The sequence below is a fragment of the Pseudomonas sp. HK3 genome (assembly GCF_052920985.1).
In genome coordinates this window covers 641,333-663,614 of sequence record NZ_JBREXD010000002.1, presented here as the reverse complement: position 1 = coordinate 663,614, position 22,282 = coordinate 641,333, and the positions used below count along the sequence as shown (strand labels likewise).

Genomic DNA, 22,282 nt, shown 5'->3' with positions numbered 1-22,282 from the left:
AAAATCAATTGCTTATATGACCTGCAATATTTGCCTAAAAGAGGCATATACAGTACATTACCGCGATATTTTGCCTATGTTATCGAGTAGTTGGGCAATATGAACAGTTTTAGTGGAGAATTATGAGAAAGTGAGTAGCTTTTCATAATCCATTATTAAAAGATCTGCATAAGCAGACCCGATCAGTACTAATGAGGAGTGGATTATATGTCCCCGATCGTAGCTGACGGCCTAGGCCTAATGGGATTTGGCATGGGTACGGTGTTTATTTTTTTAGTCGTACTTATTTTTGCTACAACCATTATGTCCAAGTTGGTCGTTAAATACTTCCCAGAAGCCGCTCCGGCTCCTGCGAGAGTGAAAAAAGCTCCAGCACAAGGCGTCGACCCACAGTTATTAAAAGTTTTAGCTGCAGCCGTAAAAGAGCACCGTTCTCGCCAAAAGTAAGAACATCACGCTTCAAAAACGAATAACGATAATTAACGAAGGCCATTACAAATGACCGATATTAAAAAACCATTAGGCATAACTGACGTCGTTCTACGCGATGCTCACCAATCTTTATTTGCCACGCGCATGCGCATTGATGACATGCTGCCAATCGCAGAAAAATTAGACCAAGTAGGTTACTGGTCTTTAGAGTCTTGGGGCGGTGCTACTTTTGATTCTTGTATCCGTTTTTTAGGTGAAGATCCCTGGGATCGCATTCGTGCATTCAAAAAAGCAATGCCAAACACAAAACAACAAATGCTGTTACGTGGCCAAAACCTATTAGGTTATCGTCATTATGCTGACGATGTGGTTAACAAATTTGTAGAACGTGCTGCCACTAACGGTGTTGATGTTTTCCGTGTGTTCGACGCAATGAATGATCCTCGTAACCTTGAGACAGCTATTAAAGCGGTTAAGGCTAACGGCAAACATGCACAAGGTACCTTGTCTTACACAACGTCACCTGTTCACAATTTAGAAGCTTGGTTGTCTCTTGCTAAGCAAATTGAAGACCTTGGTGCGGACTCTATCGCCATTAAAGACATGGCCGGTATCATTAAACCGTATGAGGCATTTGAATTAGTTTCTCGTCTTAAGAAAGAAACCAACCTTGAAGTTCAGCTTCATTGCCATGCAACGGCAGGTATGTCTGACATGGCGATTCTTAAAGCCATCGAAGCGGGTGTTGACCGTGTTGATACCGCTATTTCTTCTATGTCGGGTACATACGGCCACTCAGCCACTGAAACCGTAGTGGCTGCAATGAAAGGCACTGATCGTGATACCGGCATTGATTTACTTCTACTTGAAGAAATTGCGGCTTACTTCCGTGATGTTCGTAAAAAATACGCCAAATTCGAAGGTGCGCTTCGTGGTACAGACTCTCGTATTCTCGTGGCTCAAGTGCCTGGTGGCATGTTGACCAACATGGAAAACCAATTACGTGAGCAAGGCGCTTCAGACAAGTTTGATGAAGTACTGCGTGAGATTCCACGCGTGCGTGAAGATCTTGGCCACATTCCATTAGTCACACCAACCTCTCAAATCGTGGGTACTCAAGCGGTACTTAACGTATTAACGGGCGAGCGTTACAAATCTATTTCTAAAGAAACTCAAGGTATTCTTAAAGGTGAATACGGCGCGGCACCTGCCCCTATGAATGCTGAGCTGCAAGCTCGCGTACTAGACGGTGCGCAAGTGATTACTTGTCGCCCAGCGGATCTTTTAGAAAACGAACTGGATAAAATCATTGCAGACGTTGACGCTTTAGCCGCTGAAAAAGGCATTAAGCTCGCAACAGACAAAATCGATGACGCACTGACATACGCCTTGTTCCCACAGGTTGCACCTAAGTTCCTAGAGAACCGTGGTAATCCTGATGCGTTTGAACCTGCGCCTAAAGGCGATGCTGAAGATACATTCACTATTACCGTTGATGGTAATGAGTATGTAGTGAAAGTAGATGATGGTGGCGACGTAACTCAACTGGGTGCCCTAAACGGCGCACCAACCAGCATGGGTGGTGCTGCGGCGGCGCCTGCTACAGGTGGTGCTGCTCCTGCCGCAGGTGGTGAGGCAATGCTTGCGCCACTTGCAGGTAACATCTGGAAAGTAGAATTTGCACCAGGTGATTACGTTGAAGAAGGCGATGTGATTGTTATTCTTGAAGCCATGAAAATGGAAACCGAAGTACGTGCAAGCAAGTCAGGCACTGTCGGTACCGTTAACGTGAAAGAAGGCGATTCTGTTTCTGTTGGCGATACACTGCTAACGATCGCGTAAGGGGATTGTTGATGGAAACGTTATTAAAATTTTGGCACGACACCGGTATTTACGCAATCGAACCTGGCCAGTTTGCCATGATGGTGGTTGCGTTTGGTATGTTGTACCTCGCGATTAAAAAGGGCTTTGAGCCATTACTGCTTCTGCCTATTGCAGTGGGTACTTTGTTGGTAAACATTCCAGGCGCAGGCCTGGGTTGGTCTGCCGCTGAACAAGCTATTCGTACAGGTAGCCCTGAGGTTGTGGATCAATTTCGCGCACTATTTGGCTTGGCTGCCAATGCGGATCTAACGGCATTGTTAGATGCTTATCATCACGCAGAAACCTTAATTTATAAGCAAGCTGTATCACTTGGCGGTAGCTTAGGTTTTGACAATGGCATGCTTTATACCTTTTACTCAATGACGATTGCCAGTGGTGTTGCGCCACTTTTAATCTTCATGGGTGTAGGTGCCATGACGGATTTTGGTCCGCTATTAGCTAACCCTAAAACATTGTTATTAGGTGCGGCTGCTCAGTTTGGTATTTTTGGTACTGTTATTGGTGCGGTATTGCTAACTCACTTCGGTTTGATGGATTTCACCATTCAGCAAGCGGCCGCGATTGGTATCATCGGTGGTGCTGATGGCCCAACGTCGATCTTCATTGCATCTAAGCTAGCGCCTGAATTATTAGGTGCCATTGCGGTAGCCGCATACTCATACATGGCTTTGGTTCCTATGATCCAGCCGCCGATTATGAAAGCACTGACCACAGAAGCAGAACGTTCTATCAAGATGGAGCAGTTACGTACTGTCTCTAAGCTTGAGAAAATCATGTTCCCACTAGCGGTATTGGTACTGGTTGCGTTAATTCTACCTTCAGCTGCGCCACTGCTGGGCATGTTCTGCTTTGGTAACCTAATGAAAGAGTCTGGTGTGGTTGAGCGTTTAAGCGATACGGCGCAAAATGCGTTAATCAACGTTGTGACCATTTTCTTAGGCTTATCTGTTGGTTACAAAATGAGTTCAGATGCCTTCTTAAACTGGGACACGATTGCGATCATTGCACTGGGCCTAGCGGCGTTCTGTGTCGGTACCGCGGCTGGTGTGTTGATGGCTAAGTTCATGAACTTATTCTCTAAAACACCGATTAACCCTTTGATTGGTTCAGCAGGTGTTTCTGCTGTACCAATGGCGGCTCGTGTATCGAACAAAGTAGGTTTGGAAGCAAACCCGCATAACTTCTTGTTGATGCATGCCATGGGTCCAAACGTAGCCGGTGTAATTGGCTCCGCTGTTGCAGCTGGTGTGATGTTGTCTTACTTAGGTTGATAATACGTTCTAGTTTTGCAATAAAAAAAGCGCCTCAGGGCGCTTTTTTTATGCCTGGATGAATATAACTTAATGGTTACATAGATGAACCTTTTGTAACCAAGGAAGACACAAGAGCAACGGTGTAGCCTGATTAATCTGTCAGAATGAGAGCCAAGCCACCTTGAGATAGACCCATGCAGCACATTAAGCATTTTACGGATACTCAAAACTCTATTTATGCCAGCGTGAGCATTAACACGGATACTCGGTTGTTGATGAGCATGTGGCGAGGAGAGGTGACAGAAACTTATCAATTATCGACGGTGATGGAATATTGTTGCCAGCAAATGATCAGTAATAACTTAAATAGTTGGCTTGCTGATTTAACCGCCCTAAATGGCGAGTTTACGTTACTGTCCGCGCAAGCTCAGAGAAGTGTGCTTGAGGACGTTTCATCTACGCCACTGCAATATTTTGCATTGGTCAGTCAATTAGCGGCTAACCCTGTGCGCTCCGCAGTGCTTCATGCATTTAGGCAAGTTAAAGTTGATGTTCGTTCATTTGATCATTTTGCCTCTGCCATACAATGGTTGATTTTACCGGGCATTGGCGCTCAGTTCAGTGAGCGTCGTAGCTTAAGGGCTTATTAAAAGGATAGTCACGTTACGCCCCTTTTAATAAGTTAGCAGCGCAATGTCAGACTCTCGACTAATCTTTACCTAGATCAACAGATAAATACAAGAATGACCGTAAATGGGCCTTGAGATGTGACCTGCTTACCTTGGTGGATGCATGGATATGTCCTTATTGAACGTAGATTTCTCCCCTTGGACGCTGATACTGATTGGTATCATTGCGGTCTTAACCGTGTATTTTCAATTCTTTCGTTACAGTTCCCGCACCGCTGAGTCGGCTCCAACTATTCTGACCAGTATCGGTATTTTTGGGACTTTTTTAGGTGTGGCATTGGGCTTGAATAGCTTCGACACAACACAATTACAAGAAAGTGTCCCACAATTACTAAGCGGATTAAAAACGGCATTCTGGTCTTCCATTGCAGGTCTATTGGGGGCGCTTACCATAAAATTTAGAGCGGTGATGGATGCCACTCATGGTGAAGAGCACCATCAGCGAACCACGAGTATTGATGACTTGAATGACTCCATGCAGGCTATTCTTCAAGCATTGAGTCAAGGTGGTAACGAAACTGCATTTCAGCAAATTGCTTTGATGCGGGTTGAACAGCAAAGGCAAAGTGATGATTTAATTATTGCCATGCAGCATTACCAAGAAAAAATGGTTGAAGCGAACACTCAAGCCTTAATCAAAGCGTTGGCCGTGGTGATGCGAGACTTTAATACCAAGATTGATGAGCAATATGGTGAAAACTTTAAACGCCTAAATGAAAGCGTTGGCAGCATGTTGCAGTGGCAAAAAGAATATAAACAACAGCTAGTTGAGCTAGCCGATAATCAGCAGCGCATCGGTCATTCAATGATTCAAGCTACCGATGCATTTGAAAATATGGTGCATCACGCCGAGTCATTTAATGGCATCAGTGAAAGTTTAGGCAACATGCTGCAAGGTTTAAATACCCAGCGCGATGTGCTTGATAAACACCTTACTGGGCTTGCCACGTTAGTGAGTGAAGCGGGCCAAGGGTTGCCTCAATTAGAAGAGCGCATTACATTTTTAACATCGGGTTTGGCAACCACATTAGAGCAATATAATTCACGTATGGAAAAAATGCTCAGCAATACAACTCAAAGCATGACGGCCACGACGGGTAAACTAGGTGAGCAGCTACAGGTCTCTTACTCACAGGCATTTGAGAAGTTAGACCATCAAATTATGCAAAGTCTAATTCAAAGTGACAAAAAAATTGCGAAACTGGATGCGGCCCTTGAAAATGAACTAAATAAATCGCTTAAAACATTAGGTCAGCAGTTAGGCGCGCTGAGTGAAAAATTTGTACAAGATTATGGCCCATTGACAGATCGTCTGCATGAACTGGTTACGTTAGCTGAAAATAAAGGGTAGGTCATGCTAACCGATGAAGAGCGACTAGGCGGTATCAGAGAACAAGAAGGCCATTGGGTTGCTGTAAGCGACTTAATGGCAGGCTTAATGATGGTATTTTTATTAATCTCTATCGTATTTATGATCAATGTTGAATTACAGCGGAAAAAAATAACCGATGTTGCAATACTATATGATCACCTGAGAACTCAGCTTTACCAAGATTTATTAGCCGAATTTGAACCGGACTTGAACAGCTGGGGGGCTGAATTACAGGAAGATTTAACCTTTCGTTTTAACAAAACAGAATTACTTTTTGCAAATGGTGAGTCAGGCTTAAACCCTGAATTTCAGTTGATACTTGCGGACTTCTTTCCTCGCTATTTAAGTATTATTACAGCTGACAAATACCGTGATGATATTCTTGAAGTTCGAATTGAAGGCCATACATCAAGTGGTTGGTATGGTGCCGTCGACGATGACGATGCTTATATTAATAACATGGCATTGTCACAAGCGCGTACTCGCAGCACATTAGCTTACCTATTGAATTTACCAGCAGTGACGAACAAAAAAAGTTGGCTTAAAACATATCTAACGGCCAATGGACTGTCATCAGCTAAAGTAGTTACGGATGAAGCCGGTATTGAAGATGGCGAGCGTTCTCGTCGAGTAGAGTTTAAAGTACGTACAGATGCAGAAGGGAAAATTGCTACGATTTTAGAAGATGTTTTACCATGAATTTATTCGATTTTAAGAATGATGAATCATTGAATAAATTGCGTGAATTAATCGGGACAGAACAGCTTGGCACGTTTGAATTATTTGACCCTAAACGCCATTTAAGTTGGCAGGATCGACAGCTATTAGCAAAGCAATGGGTTGATGTAGAGGGAAATATCCTTCGTTCAGGCGATGATAATATTTTGTATTTTAAAAACAGCCCCGTTGTTGTCAAAGTGGATGATGTATTTCACTTTGCATTATGTGACGATATTAAAAAACGCATTGGCCAAGGGCAATTACCCAATATTAACGCCACAACATGTAATGATTTAATGGCCAACGCCACCAACTGCTCTTATTGTTTACATGCCGTGAGCTACGAAGGGTTCGATGCATACCGGCATCGGCATCAACAATACAATGAAAAAATCCTTAAGAGTTTTAATCTTAATCAATTTTTAGTGTCAAAATCCGCCGTATTTAAAGCATAAGACCTTATTCATGTGTTCTTCCGTTGCTTGAAATCCTGCAATGCACAGTCATAAAAAAGCCGGAGCCTATGATAGGCTCCGGCTTTTTTATGACTATACCGTTGATGATTAATCAATCAAATCATAGTTATCACGCAGTACATCAATAATTTCTTGTTTTGGGTTGTGAGATAAATGCAAAGGCTGGCCAATGATTTTTTCAGCAATACCAATATACGTTTGACTCACATGTGCAAATACGTCTGCAGGAAGCGCATTATCACGCGCTAACGCTTCACGCTCATGCATGCGATCTTTGTTTAATAAAATATCAGGATCAGGGAAATGATTAAGTAACAGCTGGCGGAAACCTTCTTTACTGTTTTCTACCACCTTACCATCACGATACTGTGCACCATCCCAAATGCGTGAGCTATCGGGTGTGCCCACTTCGTCCATGTATATTAATTTTTCTGTGCCGCTGGCATCGGTGACATAACCAAACTCAAACTTGGTATCCACAAAAATCTGGTCAATGTCAGATAGAGCATTGCTGATGACGTTAAAACCTTCAGATAGTAATTTTTCATACAGATCGATGTCTTGTTCGCTTTTTAAGTTAAACGCAGCGAAGTTGTCACGGATATCTTGACGGCTGACATTCACATCGTCTTGTTCTGGTACATTCGGAATGCCTTTTAAGATGCCCTTCGTACTGGGTGTCATCAGTAATTCAGGTAATTTTTGGTCTTTACCTAAGTTGTCTGGTAGTTGGATGCCGCAGAATTCTCGCTCGCCTTTGCTGTATGAGCGCCACATTGATCCGGTAATGTACGAACGACAGATAGCTTCGATCATCACAGGGCGCGCTTTTTGTACAATCCAAACAAATGGGTGAGGAATATCTAAAATATGGCTATCGGCTAGGCCATTATCTTTGAATAATTGGAACCAATGGTTAGAAATTGCGTTTAACGCCGCCCCTTTCCCAGGAATACCTTGTAAGCCACCTTCGCCATGCCAAATACAGTCGAATGCACTAATACGATCGCTGATTACCATTATGGCAAGTGGCGCATCTGACGCGACGTTATAACCTTTTTCGGCAATGAGACGTTGGCTGTCGGCCTCGGTTAACCAATAAACGCTGCGTACTTTACCGCTATGCACCGGCTTGTCAGTACGAATGGGTAGGTCGTTGTTCACCGCTAATACGTTTTGAGCCTGTGACATGGTATCCACTCATATAAAATATGGGCGGATTTTAGCAAAGGGGGCTGAGGTTGGGTAATGATAAAAACTAAACGCCCCATGATATTGCTTCATATTCAGGGCGTTTTTGAGTGTTAAGCGCGACGGTTATGCGTAATCGTACTCACCACCCTTGGCCAAGCCTGTTTTATAAGCTGAGCGTGCTTGAAAGGTTTTGACGTATTTTTGGATACTAGGGTAATCATCACCAATTAACCCACGAGCGACAGACGCTTCCAGTGGAAAGCTCATTTGGAAGTCCGCACCGGTTAGTTGTTCGCCACAAAACCAAGGGTTATTAGCCAAATGTGCCTCAATATAGGCTAATTGATTAACGATGTTAGGTGACACAAAACTCTTCAACACTTTATTAGCGAGCATCTTAGCAATGGGCTTTATAAAGAATGGCATAGGGGCAGTTTGCATTTTCATGAACACTAAACGCATGACCATCGGCGGCATAAGAGAGCCCTCACTGAAGTGCAGCCAGTATAGATATTGCCAATATTGGTCACTATTTTCAGAAGGCTTAAATTGAGAGCCATATTTTGAAATTAGATATTCAATAATGGCACCGCTTTCTGCCAGCATGATACCGGTTGCATCGTCAGTAATAACAGGGCTTTTACCCAGAGGGTGAACATCTTTTAGGCTTTGAGGGGCCAATATGGTAATTGGATCACGCTGGTAAAATTTGATGTCATAGTCAACGCCTAGTTCTTCTAATAACCAGATAATACGCTGAGAGCGGGAGTTATTGAGGTGGTGTAGTGTGATCATGAAAGTCTCTTTATAGTTGTTTTAACTTTACGTATTAGATAATGATTTAGATTGCTTGCATCATCTTGCCTAGCTCAGTGGCCTGCATCAAGATTTTCTCACTTAAATTAGGCATAATACCCAGCCAAAATGTAAGTCAATTAAGTGTGGATACCATGAGTGTTGAACAAGCTTTATTACAGCGCAGCGATAATAAATGTGAGTTATGTACCGCTACTGAGCAGTTAGCCGCTTTTGCGGTTGAGCCTTCTGACGGTAGCTTGGATCAGAGCGTTGTGATTTGTGAAACCTGTCGCAGTCAAATTGAAGATCAAAGCAGCATGAATGTTAACCATTGGCGTTGTCTTAATGACAGTATGTGGAGCCAAGAAGCGCCGGTACAGGTCATGGCTTATCGCCAATTATTTGCTCTCATAGCAAAAGGTGAAACATGGGCACAAGACAGCTTAGATATGTTGTACCTAGAGCCTGATGTCGAAAAGTGGGCAAAAATGGGTCTGCCAGATGAAGATGCAGAAGCCACGTATGACTTTAACAAAGCCTTATTACAAGCGGGCGACAGTGTTACGTTGGTTAAAGATTTAGTGGTAAAAGGCGCAAATTTTACGGCTAAGCAGGGGACGTTAGTCAAAAATATCTCGCTAACCAGCAACCCTAAGCACATCGAGGGTAAAGTTAATGGTTCGCACATTGTGATTATCGCGGAATATTGTAAAAAAGCGTAAGACGTTACCGTTATCTGAAACAAAAAAGCCTACTTATGTAGGCTTTTTTGTTAATTTAATGTTTTGTGTAAATTAGGCGGTAATTTTGCTAGTTCCCATAAAAAGCTATCGAGCTTGAAGGTGGCTGTGCGCAATTGCTGATCAATATCGGCTAGCTCATCGCAAATTTTACGATAACGCTTACCCCGTTTAATGGCATTTAATGCTTCATCTACTTTTTGTTTTTTTGTCCCTATATATTCTCTTACTCGTTTACCGTCTTTTTTAGGAAATATAAGGTATAAATATTTTTCTTGATGCCAGTAAGGGGTTGCTTGTATTAAGTTAGTTGACTCTAAGCTTGCCCGCTCTTCTAGTAACAATGACTTTGTTTGCTTTAACTGGTTGATATGGTCGGGAATACGCCCAACTTTGTGATCAAGCGTATCAGAGGTATTCTTTTCAAGCAGTTTTTGGCGCTCACTGGTGTCGGTAATGGTTAAAATAGCACCACGATAACTATTGTCGGAGCTTGGGATTTTAGTCATTGATATACGTGCCCAAAAACTTTCACTGTTTTCTTTTATAATGGGAATAGACACAAAATCGGCTTGCTGAACCTTCAAATTATTCAATGCTTTATTTAGTAAGCAATGATCTTCTATCGAAATTAAATCATGAATGGGTTTGAAAAATAGAGCATCGTCCTCAGTGCCTAATTTCTTAACGAGAAATGGGTTCATATAGCTAATTTGATTTTGATTATTTAAAACCAATAGACCTTCTGGCGATAGTTCGACCAAGTTTTGATAACAACGGGTTTGTAAGGAGTCACAACTAGTGATGTGAATCGGTGTATCTTTTTTATCAGAAAATGAAACAGATACATCCATGTCGTCATCGTACTGTTCTAAAATTGAAATCAGTTCACGAGCCTTCATGTGTCCTTTCCTCAATAGACCATTTGCCTATAAAAATCAAAGCACTCAAAACAATTAGCCTAGTAGTAAAGCATTACTAGACTCAGATGATTGCCTTAGCATAGCGCCATCATTTGCTAATTAATAGGCCGAAAATCACATTTTTTTTAGAAACACATGACGCCAATAAAAATGAAGTAGTTGTTGTGTCATTAAAAATTTACGTAAAGTCACGCCACTTCATTGTTTAACTGGCGTGCGTTATGGAAAATTCAGCAACACAACTCAATAAAGAAGCATTCTACAAAGAGTTTACTCTCAGGAATGCAGGATTTATCAGTGAGGAAGACCAGCAACTACTGCGGGATTCAGTGATATTAATCGCAGGATGTGGCTCTACAGGTGGTAGTGTCATTGAATTGTTAATTCGCAGTGGCGCAGAAAATCTAATACTAATAGATAACGGTCGTTATGATTTAAACAATTCTAATAGACAAAATATGGTTCTTAACGATGTTGACCGCTTCAAGCCCATCGTCTTTCAAGAGCGTTGTCATGCAATTAATCCTTTTGCTCGTTTAGAAATTTGCAATATTGGTATCACACCTGACAATGTTAATTACTATGTAGATCGAGCTGATATTGTCATCGACGCAGTTGATGTCACAGGTCGTTCTGGCTTAGAAATGAAATTTCTACTACATGAAATCTGTCATGAAAAGCGTAAGGCCGTTATTTGTGGTTATGACATGGCTGCAACTCAGTACATCCCAATCTTCGATTATCGAGATCCAAACTTAGCGCTTTTCGACAATCAAATTACCACTGAAATGGTTGCAACCATGGACCCGCTAAAAGTGTGTACCTTTCTGGTTCCGATTAGCGAAATTCCAGAAGCCATGTTTGAAGAATTAGAGCGACATACCAAAGGAAAAGATTACACCTCACAGTTAGGCATTGCAGCTAACCTGTTTGGCACGATCACAGCAGCATTGGTAATTGATATGCTCGCAGGTCGAACAGTCAAGAATGAATATACGATTGATGTATGGAAAGTGATCAGAGGAGAGTATGAAAACCTCACCAAGCTAGAGCAATACAGAAAAGGTATCGAGCAATGGCAAAAAGAGCCATGCAATATTGACGATACTGAATACTTAAAACGATCTATGAAGCACTATACCACGCCCCTTATTCCTGACCTACTGCCTGAAAATACGTCTATTGCGCATCATGTCATTAATACCAGCGCGAATCTAGTCAGCCTTGCTATTCGTCAATCAGACTTAGACGATCATCATGCTAAACAGTTATTGCGCTATTCATTTGTTCACTATGCAAAAGTTGGTTTTATTAATGAGAAGGTAGCAGCGAAATCATTATTGCATCATGAGCCTATTTCGACTCTTCACAAAGATGATATTCATATTGTTATTTTAGATAAAACCCTAGGTAAGTTAATGGCTTACTCAACATTAAAAGCAATGCCTAATTCTGATCTTCCATTCTCCGGTACGGATAGAAAATTATATTCAGCTGAAAATGCGTTTGGGCGAGAAACCTTTAACAAAATTGAAGCATTAAAAGAATATAAAGTTTCTGAAGTAAGAGAGATTGGCCGTGTTGTTAAGTCTCAACTAGAAGATAAAGTTATGTCATCACGTGTGGGTTTATTACTAGTCCAATCTTATTTTGAACTGATTAATCATCCTGATAGTGGCATAAAGGCAATGATCGGTGACGGTGAAAAAAATGTAACGTTGGCGAACCTTAATATGTTTGGCTTTAATCCTATTTTGTTGCCGTCAGCTTCTGTAGAAATTGAAAAATCACACTTATTTTCAAGTCGGTATGAAGGGCGAGATGTTTCTCCATTCTGGTTTGAAAACGCCAATATTAATTTAGATAAAGTGAACCGTGCGAAGATGATATTACAACTTTCGGATAGTGAATTTTATAATGCATATAAAGATTTCAAATTCAGTGAGCTAACACCTACTCAAGCTGAGCTTGTCTAATGGAGATGATCATGGAATGGAATAAAGAACAGTTAGCATTAAAGCAACGTTATTTTTTAGTTGGGCGAGATCTAGTTAGACCGTCTGCCGCGTATCGTGATGAAAGCGTCTCATTTGATAAAAACTTATGGAAGAAAGTAGGTGAGACCGGCCTATTAGGTTTGAGTATGCCTGAACAATATGGTGGCTCGGGTTTAAGTATTACTGATTTTTCTGCTGCATTAGAAGGTTTTGCAGAAGGCTGTCAAGACATGGGCGTTCTGGTGACATTTGTTGCTCAGGTTGCTTTGGTGCAGTCCTCACTTGTTAACTATGGCACTAAAGAGCAATGCGAAACGTGGTTACCAAGTTTGATCTCAGGTGAAAAATTAGCATGTTTTGCTATTACTGAGCGAGGCTGTGGTTCAGATGTGCGTTCGATCAAAACAGAAGTCGAAGAAACGGACGCTGGCTATTTACTTAACGGTAAAAAATGGAATATTACGAATGCGCCAATAGCTGATATTTGTATGACATTTGCTAAAGTTAAAGGTAAAAAAGAAAAAGCAATTTCCTGCTTTATCTTAGAGACTGATCAGAAAGGGGTTGAGCAATCTGAGCCATTTAGTTTGATGGGCAATCGCGGAACGCCGATTGGAGGTATTGACTTTGAAAATGTAGCGTTAAGTTCAAAAAATTTAGTGAGTACTGAAGAAAACGGTCTAGCAGTATTGTATTTCTCATTCTTGATCGAACGTATTTTAACAGGTGTACTAGTTTCAGGTTGTATTCGCCCACTTGTAAAAGAATGCACTCAATACAGTCAAGAGAGACATGCTTTTGGTAAAGCGATTGGTGATAATCAATACGTACAACAATATATTGTTGAAATTGAAAGCAAACTTGAATTATTAGGCGGCGTTATATTTAAAGCCTTGAACTTTATTGAGCAAGGTCGAGATTGTTCAAAACTGGCTTCTATTATTAAGATGTATTCCTCTGAAATTTTCCATGAGTCTTCATTAAGTGCAATGAGAGTGTTGGGTAATTATGGTTATCGTCGAGAGAATTACTATGAGCGTTTGTTAAGAGATGCGATTGGATTATTATTTGCCGGCGGTACCACTGAGATTCATAAACGAGTGATTTGGGATTCATTATTAAGTGATTATAAAAATAGTCCTAAAGTTCATAAAAATCTAAAATTATCATGGCAAGATGCAGAGCACCTGCAAACTGCTGCGGAGGCTGTATAAATGTCATCATCATTGATGGACTCACTGATTGAAAAAACGAATAGGCTCCATACTTCCCCTTGGAAAGTATTGCTTGCTTTTATTGTGGTCACTTTTCTAGCATTAACCAGTGCAGGTAAACTGCAGATTAATGCAACGCCCTATATGATCGGCCATGATCACCCAAGTCGTATGGCGGATCACAAAAGTAAGAAAACATTCACTGGAACAGGCGAGCAAGCATTTATTGCCGTCGTGAATCAACAAGGTGATGTCTTTAATAATGAGACATTGAATCTTGTTAAAATACTGAGTGATAAGTTTGAGAAAATGTCATTAGTTTCAGACATTGATAAACAGTTTCTAGCATCACTTTCAGGATTAACAAACGATCAATCTAAGAAGATCGAAGCAATCCTTGATAAAGGTGTCTTAAAGCAAGATGTTTATGTATTAGAAGGTTTAAAGAATGAATTAGTTAATTCGAATGTATTAACTCAGAGTGAGATTATTACATTCGAAACCTTATTGGTACGTTTAAATCCTGTAAAAAAAGTTCGCTCACTTACAACAATGGAAAATATTACACCTACAGTCGATGGTATTGATATCCATCCTCTTATGGGGCGTAAATCAAAAGATCCGACGGCTGCGGAGCTTAAAAAGGAAGTATTTGAAAACCCACTGTATATTGACGGTTTAATCGCTCAAGACTCAAAAGCGACGAGTATTCAAGTTGAATTCTATATTGCAGAAGATGACTCTCCTTCGATGTTACTGGCTTTTCAAGCAATCAATAACATTGTATCGCAAACGGATTTAGGCGCTAATTCTGTTCATTTAAGTGGCCCTCCGATGATTGCATCAGAAACGGCCTCTAACATGGAAAAAGATAATCAGACGTTATTACCTGGTGTCTTACTAGTGATTTTATTTGTGCTTTTGATTAGTTTTGGTCGCATTCAGGGTATGGTTATCCCGATGTTAATTGCCATTATTAGTTTAATTTGGACATTAGCTGTCATGAGTGCCCTTGGGGTTAAGCAAAATATTATTACCTCTATGCTGCCTGTGTTTATAATTGCAATTGCGGTTTGCGATGCGATTCACTTTTTATCGGACTATTATCGTCACTTACCTGAAAACGCGGATAGAGCGCAGCGTTCAATCGCAGCATCGGCTGCAGTTAAGCAATTATTCTTTCCAATGTTAATTACGACGATTACCACGGCACTGGGCTTTGTTTCTTTAGCTTGGACAGAAGTAACATTCATTCAAGAATTTGGTGTGTTTGTTGGTATCGGTGTGATTTTAGCCTGGATTATTACCATTTTCTTTTTACCAACCATGTTGGTGCTGTGGAAAGCGCAACCGCCAAAATGGGGTTTACTTGCAAGTACCAATATTGATGGTGGTTTCTCTGCATTTGCAGCTATCTCAAAGTACGCAAAACCGGCTATCGCAACAACGGTTATTCTTATTGGTGTCTGTGGATTGATCATCTCTCAGCAGCTAAAAGTAGATAATCAGGTTATTGGGTATTTTGAAGAAACCAGTCAAATTCGTATAGATGATAAAGTCTTAAATGAACACTTTGGTGGTACAACCCCGATTAGCGTTATGGTGCAGAGCGATCAAGTTGATGCATTTAAACAAGCTGACTATGTATTAGCGCTTGAGAAAATTGAAAATCGTCTTAAGTCCCATGACTTAGTCGGTTACACCTACGGTTTGCCTGATTTTGTTAAACGTTTAAACCAAGCATTAAATAATGATATGACGGCCCAGGCTTACTCTTTGCCTAATTCATTGTCGACAGAATTACTGTCTCAATACTATTTACTATATGAAAATGGTAACGGTCGTGATTTGTTTGATGTAGTGGATCGTCGCTACCAGAACTCTCGTGTTCTAGCGATTTTGCATTCGGATAAATCATCTGAAGTAAGCACCATTATTAATGACATTATGACGTATTCAGCAAGTGTACTGCCTGCTGGAAGCAAAATCAGTATTTCTGGTTACGGTGAGATACTCGTTGCCACAACAGATGCTGTTGTATGGGGACAAGTCGCTAGCCTGATTTTGGCCAGCATATTAATTACGATACTGGTTATGCTTATTTTCCGTTCGGCAAGTATTGGCATGGTTGTACCTTTGCCGTTAATTCTAACGCTGCTTGGTGTGTTCGTCATTATGGCATTGACAGGCACAAACTTAGATATCGGTACATCGATCATTGCTGCTATTTCGTTTGGTATAGGTATCGATTATTCAATACATATTATCTCTGCCTTAAAATCGAGTCAGGCACAAACACGCCTAGCCCGTATAGAGGAAGCATTAGCTAAATGCGCTAAACCTATTTTAATTAATACTTTAGCCCTTGGCTTAGGCTTCTTAGTGTTAACAATGTCTGGCTATCAAGCACTTGTTAATCTTGGGTACTTTATTTCAATCACTATGTTCCTTAGTGCTATATTCTCTTTATTAGTATTACCGTCAGTGGTTGTATCGGTTATACATAAAGACGAAGAAGCGCTTGAGCATGTAGGAAGTGAGGCAAATGCTTAATATCAATAAAGTGTTTATTGCCTTATTGATTTCATGGCTGGTTACACCAGTCATGAGCATGGCAAGTGAAGATGATCTTTTAGTGATCTCTATTTACCCCAAAAATGGTGTGTATGATAAAAATACGTTAATTGATTTGGTGGGTAAAACAGAAAAATTATGGACGATTAAAAACAAATCAGGCTCTTCTGCTTTCAAAACCATAGATAGCTTAGCGACTGAAAATATTATAGTGGCTCAACAGGATTCTGTACGTTTTAGGCGTTTAATTGAAAATCGAGAATTAACTGACTCGGGTTTAAAAACGTTAAAAAATTTAGTTAACACGCATCCTTTACTTCATGACCGCCTAGCGGATAAAAATGGAGAGCAGTTGCATATATGGATGCGAGCTAAAGACCCACTAACAAATGAAAGTAAAAAAGAGCTGCTTTTATCAGCGCTAGCGATTTTTGGTCAAAGTGAAGAATGTAAAACTAATTCTGATGGCATGCTTTTAAATGTTAGCTATGAAGAATGGAAGCTGACCAGTTCAAAACCTAAACCGATGAATGAACGTTATAAAAGTTTGAAAGCATCGACCAATATGATGAAAGAGCACTCTATTTTAGCTTATAGTGCATCGGATTTAATTAGCTATTTAAAACATTCAATGAGTGATGGCGAAGCCGTAAATGATAATAGTTCCGCAGAAATAGAGCAGTTATATATGATTGCGGAAAGTGTAAGAAGTCGTCATTTACATGATTTAGCAAACCCTGATTTTAGTCGACTTAAATTAGTGAGGATGAGTGAGACTGGTTCTGAAAAAACTAAGATACAGGATTTTTCTTCGGACTTAATTCGCCAGTGGCAAGCTAATGACTCTAATTATGTGTCGCTCGACTGTAGACAATCAACTTAAGGATAGAAGTATGAAAAAGTTAATTTTCACATTATTTTTAACAACATTTTTGTGCGCCTCTGTATTTACCCATGCAATACAAGATGCAACGCAAATAATGTCATCTGTTAAGCATAGAGATCAAGGTTTGGACCGTTATTCGGATGTCGATTTAATACAAACGATGTCAGATGGGTTTGTAAGAAGCCGCTCTTTAAAAATGTATGAAAAAGAGTTCGGTGAAGAAAGAAAAGGGTTGCTTTATTTTACAGCGCCGAGCAATACTGCCGGTACTGGATTATTAATGTATAGCTATGCTGAAGTAGAAAAGAAAGACGATGACCAATGGTTGTACCTTCCTGCTCTTCGAAAAGTAAAGCGTATTGCAACAAACTCGAAAGAAGGCCCGTTTCTAGGTACTGATTTTTCATTTGCTGATATTGAACGTATGCGTCTTTCAGATTACCTTTATACGATAAAAAATTCTAAAGAGAATGTAAGTATTATAGAAGCAACGACCGAAAGCGGACTTGAAAATCCTAGAACAGGTTATAGCAAACGAATAGTACACGTTGATACAGAAAAAAATATTATTTTGAAAGATGAGATTTTTCGACAAGGCAGACTTATCAAAGTATTTGAAGTGGTTAAACTTGAAAAAGTTGATGGCTTCTGGACTGTCGTTGAAGCAAAAATGGATAATTTAGTGGAAGGCGGTAATACTCGTCTTATTCGTAAAAACACACAATATAATCAAAAGCTTAAAGATGGCTTATTTAATCAACGTACATTAAGAAAAGGACTTGATTGATGTTGATTAGGCCTATGAAACCTGCTTTATTATGTGTGGCGCTTGGCCTACCTTTTTTATCGAATGATAGTTTTGCAATGAGTATGCTGGATTCATCATTCGGAGATTTTGCGAGTAAAGGATTTGCTCGTTTTGAATATCAAGGACGATCCCCTTTTGTAGATGATCAAAGTACAGACCTCAGAGAAAACATAGATGCCCAGTTTGAACTCGACTGGTCATCATCGGATTTCTCTGTGGATACTTTGTCATATTTTAAGTATCGCCCTCAATACTCTGATGAAGATAAAGAGACAAGAGACGAACTTGAATGGAATGCAGATTTACGCGAGTGGATTCTTGCATACGAGTCTTCTCAATGGCTTTATCGCGTTGGTAAACAACAAGTGGCCTGGGGTAAAGGCGATTACTTTCGTATTGTCGATGTTATTAATCCTTTAGATTTACGAGAGGGGTTATTAACCTATATAGACGATTACGCGCTTGGTCGCCAACCTAGAAACATGGCCGTTGTTGAACACTTTTTAAATGATGTTGAGTTTCAGTTTATTGCGGCTTATGAAACCCAAGAGACATTAGCGGCACCAGCAGGTGCTGATTTTGCCGTTACGGGTTACCCGCAAGACATATCATTAGAAGAAAATAGCAATATTGACTACGGTTTTAGAGCTCGATTTTTTTTAGATGGTACTGATTTAGACATCTATCTTTTTGATGGGTATAACCCTGATCCTATTTTGAAACAAAATACGGAAAATCAATTTGAAGGCACGTTTGCTAAAAGACAGCTCTTGGCGCTGTCATTTGCTAGGCCAAATGATTATGGGGTGATTCGATCAGATATTGCTTACTACCCAAAAGAATCATTACAACTCGGTAGTGGTGCAGATGAGGTCAGTAAATTTGATATTTTATTAGGTTTTGATGCCCAAGAGAATGAATGGTCATTCAATTTTCAAGGTGCTGTAAGCCAATACTTGTCGGTTAGCGATGAATATACCCGAGATGATCAAATCTTAAGTGCATCTGCCTTTATTGAAAAGCAATGGAGCCAGTTACGCTTAACATCCTCTATTTTGTGGCTTTATAATTATCAAGACGACGCAAGTAGCATGCTTAAATACTTAGTGAGCTATGAGTGGTTCAATGCCACATTACTTGAACTCGGCGTAATTGGGTTTGATGGTAAAAAGAGCACACTTCACGGCATGTATGATGACCAAGATCGAATTTATATGAATTTAAAGTACTCTTTCTAATTAGAACGGTTTTGGGTCTGCATAATACAAGGGAGGTTGATTGTGATAACCTTCCTTTTTTTATGTTTCGATTAACCAATTATGCTGATTATTTCCAACCATGTCTCTATTCCCTCTAGTGAAATTGAGATGCAAGCCATTAGAGCGCAAGGTGCGGGTGGCCAGAATGTTAATAAAGTCTCTAGTGCGATACACCTACGCTTTGATATAAGAGCCTCTAGCCTACCTGAATTCTATAAAGAACGTTTACTTGCTTTAAGTGATTATCGATTAACGAAAGATGGCTGCATTGTGATTAAAAGTCAGGAGCATAGAAGCCAGGAGCTTAATCGACAAGCTGCATTGGAGCGTTTAGCGGCCTTAATTCGGCAAGTGAACGTCATCCAAAAGACTCGTAGACCAACAAAACCTTCGCGTTCATCCAAGATGAAACGTATGGATAAAAAAACAAAACATGGGCAAACAAAAGCACTTCGCGGACGTGTTGTCTAAACTACTGGGGACTGAATAACTTTGCCCTCACCATGTTTCTGTATTTTTTTGGGTTTATTGTGAGTAGGCGTTTAAATAGGCGGTTAAAGTGAGACACATCTTTATACCCAACCTGACAAGCCACTTCATGTATCGATAAGTTACTACTTTTAAGTAAGTCCTTAGCTTCATCAATTCGTAATTGTTGCAAATAAGTAAGCGGCGTTACTCCTGTGGCGTCTTTAAAGCGCCTATTTAATGTTCTAACACTTAGATCAAACTGTTTCGCTAATGCCTTTATAAGTACTTCTTTATGAAAGTTATCCCGTAGCCACACTTGTATCTGAACGATGTCTTCGCTGGGTGTTGGCTATTTTCATTAACAAAGCTGGTATTGTTATATGCTTTGCGGACTTCATGAGAAAAATGGCGCTCAACATGTATACCTATAATCTTGTTGTAAATTTTCTGAATGAGAAAAACAGTCAAATCAGCGAGCGCATTCATACTGCCAGCGGTAAATAAGTTACCAGTTTGCACGATAAAGTGCTGTCTTTTGAGTTGTACCTTTGGGTAGTCTTTTTGAAAACGATCAAAATAATACCAGTGCGTGGTAGCCGGTTTATGATCGAGCAACCCTGTTTCGGCTAAAAAGCTCACACCAATACCAACACTGCATATCAATGTTCCCTGAGCATGTAACTGACGTACCCAAGACAACAAATCAGGGTTTTGCCGCAAAGGAGGCTTAGGGTGACGCCACAAGGCAGGCAGGAATAAAATATCGGTATGACTGATTTCTTTTAGAGAGTGGTCTGGTGCTAGGCTAAACCCAGCAGCGGTTTGCACACTATTATGAGTTAAACCGGCGGTGATAATCTCCAGCGATGATTGTTCACGCGTTTGGACTCGCGCAGCGTTTTCTGCGGCACGTAGCATTTCAATGGGTAATGTCATACTGGTTGCCAGCATTTGCTCGCAACAGAAGAAAGTAATATGAGTCATAATTTCTTGGCTAAATTAGCTAGTTTTTTGTCCTGAATGCCTAATGTATCGTGTTTATGACCTTTAACAATGGCATTTTTAGCCTTAAATTCAAGATAGATGATTTTGGCCTATTTAGCATTATTTTTGGCTATTATGGCTTTGTTTATCCAAATAAAGAGGAAAAGGGTTAATATTCCTATAATGAGGTCAATAATAGAGTCGTGTTGCTAGCTTCTATAGACAATTTATAGGTCAACTTAAAAAGTTTGACCTTAGATGAACGTCAAAAAGAGCAGTTGTAAAACGCTGCTTATGAACCCTCTAGCCTCTGGTATAATACGTCGATTACGCGTAAGCAATGGAAGAATGTGGTATGAGTTTTAACGAATTAGGCTTGCACGAAAGTATACTTGGGACACTCCAAGCGCTTAACTATCTCGAAGCAACAGAAGTACAGCAACAGGTCATTCCGTATGTACAAGCGGGTGATGACGTGCTTGCTGGCGCACAAACTGGTACAGGTAAAACAGCGGCATTTGTTTTACCAATTATTAATAAATTACTTAACCAAGCAAAAGATAATCGTGCGCAGGTTAAACTTTCAGCGTTAATTTTAGTCCCAACTCGTGAGCTTGCATTGCAGGTGTTTAAAAATGTTCAAGCATATAGTCAGAGTACGAATATTAAATCCGCTATTGTATATGGTGGTGTGAGTATTGGTGCTCAAGTAGATGAGTTGAAAAAGAGTGTTGATATCGTAGTAGCGACGCCAGGGCGTTTAATTGACCATCTGTTTAAAGGCACTATAGACGTTAACCAACTTAATACATTGGTGTTTGATGAAGCCGACCGTATGTTAGATATGGGGTTTATGGACGAAATCAAAATAATTTTAAAGCGTTTACCCAAGGCTCGCCAGACACTTCTGTTTAGTGCAACATTAAGTGATGAGATATTTAAACTGAGTAAAAATTTATTAAATACCCCTAAAATAATTGAAGTCCACGATCGTAATAGTGTTGCTACACCGGTTGAGCAGATTGTATATAACATGGACAGTGACCGAAAAAGAGAGTTTATCTCGTACCTTATTGGCAGTAAAAACTGGCAACAAGTTTTAGTGTTTACCCGCACGAAACAAGGTGCAGATGCATTAGCAAAAGAAATGAAAAAAGACGGGCTTGTTACTGAAAGTATTCACGGAGATAAAAGCCAAGGTGCACGCGAGCGAGCATTAGAAGACTTTAAGCAAGGTAAGGCGCGTGTATTGGTGGCAACGGATGTTGCTGCTAGAGGGCTTGATATTCGGCAACTAAAATATGTCGTAAATTATGAATTACCCTATATAGCAGAAGATTACATTCATCGTATTGGGCGTACAGGTCGAGCAGGTGAAAGTGGACTTGCTATTTCGTTATTAGCACCAGAAGAAGAGTATCTTTTAGAGGAAATTGAGGTCATATTAGATACTCGATTAAATCAGCAATGGTTTCCAGGGTTTGAACCAGATTTAACAAAAACGCCAGCGGCAGATAAAAAGAACAGTAAATCTGCCCAAAAGCGTCGATCAAAACAACGCGCTATGGGCAAATCAACGGGTAATAAGCGTCGTCGTTAATGTTAAGG

The 22,282-nt window shown here is 40.3% G+C and carries 21 protein-coding genes; 16 read left to right on the top strand and 5 right to left on the bottom strand.

The genetic code is table 11. The features are described 5' to 3' along the window. The first annotated feature begins 207 nt into the window (after positions 1-207). The 7 genes from ACU6U9_RS14110 to ACU6U9_RS14080 all read left to right on the top strand — a co-directional run bounded on the left by ACU6U9_RS14110 (position 208) and on the right by ACU6U9_RS14080 (position 6,805). On the top strand, positions 208-447 hold the full coding sequence (locus ACU6U9_RS14110; protein WP_446735660.1) for an OadG family protein: 240 nt from the start codon (positions 208-210) through the stop codon (positions 445-447). A 51-nt stretch (positions 448-498) separates the two neighbouring features. Then, positions 499-2,274: a sodium-extruding oxaloacetate decarboxylase subunit alpha gene (oadA, locus tag ACU6U9_RS14105; RefSeq protein ID WP_446735659.1), complete on the top strand. Its 1,776-nt coding sequence runs from the start codon at positions 499-501 to the stop codon at positions 2,272-2,274. An 11-nt stretch (positions 2,275-2,285) separates the two neighbouring features. Next, positions 2,286-3,587, top strand: a complete 1,302-nt coding sequence (locus tag ACU6U9_RS14100; RefSeq protein WP_446735658.1) for a sodium ion-translocating decarboxylase subunit beta — start codon at positions 2,286-2,288, stop codon at positions 3,585-3,587. A 176-nt stretch (positions 3,588-3,763) separates the two neighbouring features. Further along, positions 3,764-4,219 carry a hypothetical protein gene (locus tag ACU6U9_RS14095; RefSeq protein WP_446735657.1) on the top strand — a complete coding sequence of 152 codons (456 nt, stop codon included), beginning with the start codon at positions 3,764-3,766 and terminating at the stop codon, positions 4,217-4,219. Between the two features lie 142 nt (positions 4,220-4,361). After that, complete coding sequence (locus ACU6U9_RS14090; RefSeq protein ID WP_446735656.1) at positions 4,362-5,609, top strand: hypothetical protein; 1,248 nt, start codon at positions 4,362-4,364, stop codon at positions 5,607-5,609. Between the two features lie 3 nt (positions 5,610-5,612). Continuing rightward, entirely contained in the window at positions 5,613-6,329 is a 717-nt protein-coding gene (locus tag ACU6U9_RS14085) for an OmpA family protein (protein WP_446735655.1), read from the top strand. Continuing rightward, positions 6,326-6,805, top strand: a complete 480-nt coding sequence (locus ACU6U9_RS14080; RefSeq protein ID WP_446735654.1) for a hypothetical protein — start codon at positions 6,326-6,328, stop codon at positions 6,803-6,805. The genes ACU6U9_RS14085 and ACU6U9_RS14080 overlap by 4 nt, the downstream gene beginning before the upstream one ends. A 108-nt stretch (positions 6,806-6,913) precedes the next feature. On the opposite strand, the gene ACU6U9_RS14075 is transcribed toward ACU6U9_RS14080, so the two are convergent. Next, positions 6,914-8,017 carry a phosphoribosylaminoimidazolesuccinocarboxamide synthase gene (locus ACU6U9_RS14075; protein WP_446735653.1) on the bottom strand — a complete coding sequence of 368 codons (1,104 nt, stop codon included), beginning with the start codon at positions 8,015-8,017 and terminating at the stop codon, positions 6,914-6,916. Positions 8,018-8,143: 126 nt separating this feature from the next. Then, complete coding sequence (locus ACU6U9_RS14070; RefSeq protein ID WP_446735652.1) at positions 8,144-8,815, bottom strand: glutathione S-transferase; 672 nt, start codon at positions 8,813-8,815, stop codon at positions 8,144-8,146. A gap of 155 nt (positions 8,816-8,970) precedes the next feature. Here ACU6U9_RS14070 and ACU6U9_RS14065 point away from each other — a divergent pair, with 155 nt between their 5' ends. Further along, positions 8,971-9,540: a PhnA domain-containing protein gene (locus ACU6U9_RS14065; protein ID WP_446735651.1), complete on the top strand. Its 570-nt coding sequence runs from the start codon at positions 8,971-8,973 to the stop codon at positions 9,538-9,540. A 50-nt stretch (positions 9,541-9,590) separates the two neighbouring features. Here the strand turns inward: ACU6U9_RS14065 and ACU6U9_RS14060 are convergent, their stop codons facing one another. Continuing rightward, positions 9,591-10,460: a PAS domain-containing protein gene (locus ACU6U9_RS14060; protein WP_446735650.1), complete on the bottom strand. Its 870-nt coding sequence runs from the start codon at positions 10,458-10,460 to the stop codon at positions 9,591-9,593. 242 nt (positions 10,461-10,702) lie between these two features. Here ACU6U9_RS14060 and ACU6U9_RS14055 point away from each other — a divergent pair, with 242 nt between their 5' ends. From ACU6U9_RS14055 to arfB, 7 genes are all read left to right on the top strand, one after another. Further along, complete coding sequence (locus tag ACU6U9_RS14055; RefSeq protein ID WP_446735649.1) at positions 10,703-12,457, top strand: HesA/MoeB/ThiF family protein; 1,755 nt, start codon at positions 10,703-10,705, stop codon at positions 12,455-12,457. A gap of 11 nt (positions 12,458-12,468) precedes the next feature. Next, positions 12,469-13,692, top strand: coding sequence for an acyl-CoA dehydrogenase family protein (locus ACU6U9_RS14050; RefSeq protein WP_446735648.1), 1,224 nt, complete (start codon positions 12,469-12,471; stop codon positions 13,690-13,692). Next, a complete protein-coding gene (locus tag ACU6U9_RS14045; RefSeq protein WP_446735647.1) occupies positions 13,693-16,245 on the top strand; it encodes an efflux RND transporter permease subunit in 2,553 nt (850 codons plus the stop codon). It begins immediately after the preceding gene. Beyond that, the gene (locus ACU6U9_RS14040) at positions 16,238-17,149 is read left to right on the top strand and encodes a hypothetical protein (protein ID WP_446735646.1); all 912 of its coding nucleotides are present in this window, start codon (positions 16,238-16,240) and stop codon (positions 17,147-17,149) included. The genes ACU6U9_RS14045 and ACU6U9_RS14040 overlap by 8 nt, the downstream gene beginning before the upstream one ends. Before the next feature lie 10 nt (positions 17,150-17,159). Further along, positions 17,160-17,939 carry an outer membrane lipoprotein-sorting protein gene (locus ACU6U9_RS14035; protein WP_446735645.1) on the top strand — a complete coding sequence of 260 codons (780 nt, stop codon included), beginning with the start codon at positions 17,160-17,162 and terminating at the stop codon, positions 17,937-17,939. Next, positions 17,939-19,198 carry a DUF1302 family protein gene (locus ACU6U9_RS14030; protein WP_446735644.1) on the top strand — a complete coding sequence of 420 codons (1,260 nt, stop codon included), beginning with the start codon at positions 17,939-17,941 and terminating at the stop codon, positions 19,196-19,198. Before ACU6U9_RS14035 ends, ACU6U9_RS14030 begins: the two co-directional genes overlap by 1 nt. Before the next feature lie 81 nt (positions 19,199-19,279). After that, entirely contained in the window at positions 19,280-19,690 is a 411-nt protein-coding gene (gene arfB, locus ACU6U9_RS14025; protein WP_446735643.1) for an alternative ribosome rescue aminoacyl-tRNA hydrolase ArfB, read from the top strand. 1 nt (position 19,691) lies between these two features. Here the strand turns inward: arfB and ACU6U9_RS14020 are convergent, their stop codons facing one another. Then, positions 19,692-20,006 carry a helix-turn-helix domain-containing protein gene (locus ACU6U9_RS14020; RefSeq protein WP_446735642.1) on the bottom strand — a complete coding sequence of 105 codons (315 nt, stop codon included), beginning with the start codon at positions 20,004-20,006 and terminating at the stop codon, positions 19,692-19,694. After that, positions 19,967-20,674, bottom strand: a complete 708-nt coding sequence (locus tag ACU6U9_RS14015) for a DJ-1/PfpI family protein (RefSeq protein ID WP_446735641.1) — start codon at positions 20,672-20,674, stop codon at positions 19,967-19,969. The genes ACU6U9_RS14020 and ACU6U9_RS14015 overlap by 40 nt, the downstream gene beginning before the upstream one ends. Before the next feature lie 355 nt (positions 20,675-21,029). Here ACU6U9_RS14015 and ACU6U9_RS14010 point away from each other — a divergent pair, with 355 nt between their 5' ends. Continuing rightward, positions 21,030-22,274 carry a DEAD/DEAH box helicase gene (locus ACU6U9_RS14010; RefSeq protein WP_446735640.1) on the top strand — a complete coding sequence of 415 codons (1,245 nt, stop codon included), beginning with the start codon at positions 21,030-21,032 and terminating at the stop codon, positions 22,272-22,274. Positions 22,275-22,282 lie beyond the last annotated feature (8 nt).

What these genes read in the sequence shown, in the direction of transcription:
- ACU6U9_RS14090 (WP_446735656.1), top strand. Translation starts at nt 4,362, where the DNA reads ATGGATATGTCCTTATTGAACGTAGATTTCTCCCCTTGGACGCTGATA.
- ACU6U9_RS14080 (WP_446735654.1), top strand. Translation starts at nt 6,326, where the DNA reads ATGAATTTATTCGATTTTAAGAATGATGAATCATTGAATAAATTGCGT.
- ACU6U9_RS14075 (WP_446735653.1), bottom strand. Translation starts at nt 8,017, where the DNA reads ATGTCACAGGCTCAAAACGTATTAGCGGTGAACAACGACCTACCCATT.
- ACU6U9_RS14095 (WP_446735657.1), top strand. Translation starts at nt 3,764, where the DNA reads ATGCAGCACATTAAGCATTTTACGGATACTCAAAACTCTATTTATGCC.
- ACU6U9_RS14100 (WP_446735658.1), top strand. Translation starts at nt 2,286, where the DNA reads ATGGAAACGTTATTAAAATTTTGGCACGACACCGGTATTTACGCAATC.
- ACU6U9_RS14085 (WP_446735655.1), top strand. Translation starts at nt 5,613, where the DNA reads ATGCTAACCGATGAAGAGCGACTAGGCGGTATCAGAGAACAAGAAGGC.
- oadA (WP_446735659.1), top strand. Translation starts at nt 499, where the DNA reads ATGACCGATATTAAAAAACCATTAGGCATAACTGACGTCGTTCTACGC.
- arfB (WP_446735643.1), top strand. Translation starts at nt 19,280, where the DNA reads ATGCTGATTATTTCCAACCATGTCTCTATTCCCTCTAGTGAAATTGAG.
- ACU6U9_RS14040 (WP_446735646.1), top strand. Translation starts at nt 16,238, where the DNA reads ATGCTTAATATCAATAAAGTGTTTATTGCCTTATTGATTTCATGGCTG.
- ACU6U9_RS14030 (WP_446735644.1), top strand. Translation starts at nt 17,939, where the DNA reads ATGTTGATTAGGCCTATGAAACCTGCTTTATTATGTGTGGCGCTTGGC.
- ACU6U9_RS14110 (WP_446735660.1), top strand. Translation starts at nt 208, where the DNA reads ATGTCCCCGATCGTAGCTGACGGCCTAGGCCTAATGGGATTTGGCATG.
- ACU6U9_RS14060 (WP_446735650.1), bottom strand. Translation starts at nt 10,460, where the DNA reads ATGAAGGCTCGTGAACTGATTTCAATTTTAGAACAGTACGATGACGAC.
- ACU6U9_RS14015 (WP_446735641.1), bottom strand. Translation starts at nt 20,674, where the DNA reads ATGACTCATATTACTTTCTTCTGTTGCGAGCAAATGCTGGCAACCAGT.
- ACU6U9_RS14065 (WP_446735651.1), top strand. Translation starts at nt 8,971, where the DNA reads ATGAGTGTTGAACAAGCTTTATTACAGCGCAGCGATAATAAATGTGAG.
- ACU6U9_RS14035 (WP_446735645.1), top strand. Translation starts at nt 17,160, where the DNA reads ATGAAAAAGTTAATTTTCACATTATTTTTAACAACATTTTTGTGCGCC.
- ACU6U9_RS14045 (WP_446735647.1), top strand. Translation starts at nt 13,693, where the DNA reads ATGTCATCATCATTGATGGACTCACTGATTGAAAAAACGAATAGGCTC.
- ACU6U9_RS14070 (WP_446735652.1), bottom strand. Translation starts at nt 8,815, where the DNA reads ATGATCACACTACACCACCTCAATAACTCCCGCTCTCAGCGTATTATC.
- ACU6U9_RS14050 (WP_446735648.1), top strand. Translation starts at nt 12,469, where the DNA reads ATGGAATGGAATAAAGAACAGTTAGCATTAAAGCAACGTTATTTTTTA.
- ACU6U9_RS14010 (WP_446735640.1), top strand. Translation starts at nt 21,030, where the DNA reads ATGAGTTTTAACGAATTAGGCTTGCACGAAAGTATACTTGGGACACTC.
- ACU6U9_RS14055 (WP_446735649.1), top strand. Translation starts at nt 10,703, where the DNA reads ATGGAAAATTCAGCAACACAACTCAATAAAGAAGCATTCTACAAAGAG.